The sequence below is a fragment of the Anaerocolumna aminovalerica genome (assembly GCF_900115365.1).
Classification (GTDB): Bacteria; Bacillota; Clostridia; order Lachnospirales; family Lachnospiraceae; genus Anaerocolumna; species Anaerocolumna aminovalerica.
Window position 1 is genome coordinate 1 of the sequence record NZ_FOWD01000079.1, and the last position, 1621, is coordinate 1621.

Below are 1621 nucleotides of genomic sequence, written 5' to 3' on the forward strand. Positions count from 1 at the left end.
ATTAAAGTTTAATCGTTCAGAATTAACATTGGCTTGTTTTAAGAATTAAAACAAACGTTAAATCCTTACTGTTTTTAAGGTTGTATCTATATTAGATACGGTTCGTTATAAATTAGTCATCGAATCAAGTTCAACGCTTCATTTATAATATGAAAATTTATTAGAATTTTCAAGGTTGTTTCACTGTTCAGTTATCAATGTTCAACGGCATTGAATCAATTTATTAATTGAATTCTTTTGGTGCCGACAAGAAAAGATTATATCATATAGTTTATATTATGTCAACCACTTTTTTCGACATTTTTTATTTGCCTCTTTAGCGGTTCCCCCTCAATAAAGGCGGAATTTCATAATACTATATTTTTCAGAATAAGTCAATCATAAATTGTATTAATTTTATATGCAATTCATACCATTTTATTATGATATACTTAATCATGAGTTTTATCTATAAAAAGATAAATTATTAACCACTACATCAGATAATGAATAATTCAATTATCTTCCTCTTGATGGCTACCCCTTTTTCAGCGGCGAGATTAATAATACTACATTTATAGAATAATGTCAATCATAAATTGTTTAAATTTTTCATGCAATTTATACCATTTTTCATATTTATGTTTTAAATACTGTATAACCTTACTAGAATATATACTTCTATATTAAAACCACGTAAAAGGGATTCCCATATAGTAAGCCATCCATATAGTTAATCCCTTTTTTATTAATTATTTATAATGCTAAGAAAATCTTTTCTTTATTTCTTCAAACTTTGCTGCTGTTATTAATGCATCTTTTCTAATATCTTTAAATGAAACTACATAAGTCCATTTCCCATAAGGCTCAATATTTTTAATCTGAGAAATATTAATCAGATAGGACTTATGGCTTCGCAGAAACTGCTCTGGATCAAGTTTAATTTCGATGTCACTAATACTTAATGAGGTTGTAAAAGAATCCTGATCTGTATATATAACTGTGCTGCTGTTTTACTTTGAACCAGTATGATTTCCTTAATATCTATAAAACTCATACTCTCTTTCCCTTTAACCAATAGTTTATCAAGTCCACGTTCATATTTCACTATTTTAAAAAATTGATTATGTGAACTTACTTCAGACATGGATTTAATTCTTCAAAGAGTCTGATTTACCTTATCTATATTAAATGGCTTAACAAGATAATCATAACATATAATTCGAAATCATCAGACATATATTGGGAATGAGCTGTTGCAAATATTATTTTAGTTTTAGGATCTAATCTGTTATAATTTTGGCGCAATCCAGCACACTGGTCCATATATCGGTTAATATATCTAATGCATTGTAAAACTACTCATTAATAGATATATAGTGATTAGGCGAGTTTGCTATCTGATAGTTTATTTCTATTTTTACACAAAAAAACAGAAAACCATAAAGTTTTCTGTTCACTAATATTTATCTTAACTTGATTAATCTACACATGAAAATACAACATCTTTGTGAGCTAATGCTCTATTAATCAAAATTCCAAACCTATTAGGTCAAGCCCTCGACCTATTAGTATTAGTCAGCTGCATACATTACTGCACTTCCACCTCTAACCTATCTACCTCGTCGTCTTCGAGGGGTCT

The 1621-nt window shown here is 28.3% G+C and carries 2 protein-coding genes and 1 rRNA gene; all 3 read right to left on the reverse strand.

All coding sequences use genetic code 11. The annotated features are described in order from the left end of the window. Positions 1 to 743: 743 nt before the first annotated feature. Positions 744 to 977: a LytTR family DNA-binding domain-containing protein gene (locus BM183_RS21575; RefSeq protein WP_334292878.1), complete on the reverse strand. Its 234-nt coding sequence runs from the start codon at positions 975 to 977 to the stop codon at positions 744 to 746. Beyond that, positions 941 to 1126, reverse strand: coding sequence for a hypothetical protein (locus BM183_RS21200; protein ID WP_242961070.1), 186 nt, complete (start codon positions 1124 to 1126; stop codon positions 941 to 943). The genes BM183_RS21575 and BM183_RS21200 overlap by 37 nt, the downstream gene beginning before the upstream one ends. 401 nt (positions 1127 to 1527) lie before the next feature. Continuing rightward, positions 1528 to 1621: ribosomal RNA gene (locus BM183_RS20400) — 23S ribosomal RNA — on the reverse strand; the annotation flags it as partial.

What these genes read in the sequence shown, in the direction of transcription:
- BM183_RS21200 (WP_242961070.1), bottom strand. Translation starts at nt 1,126, where the DNA reads ATGTCTGAAGTAAGTTCACATAATCAATTTTTTAAAATAGTGAAATAT.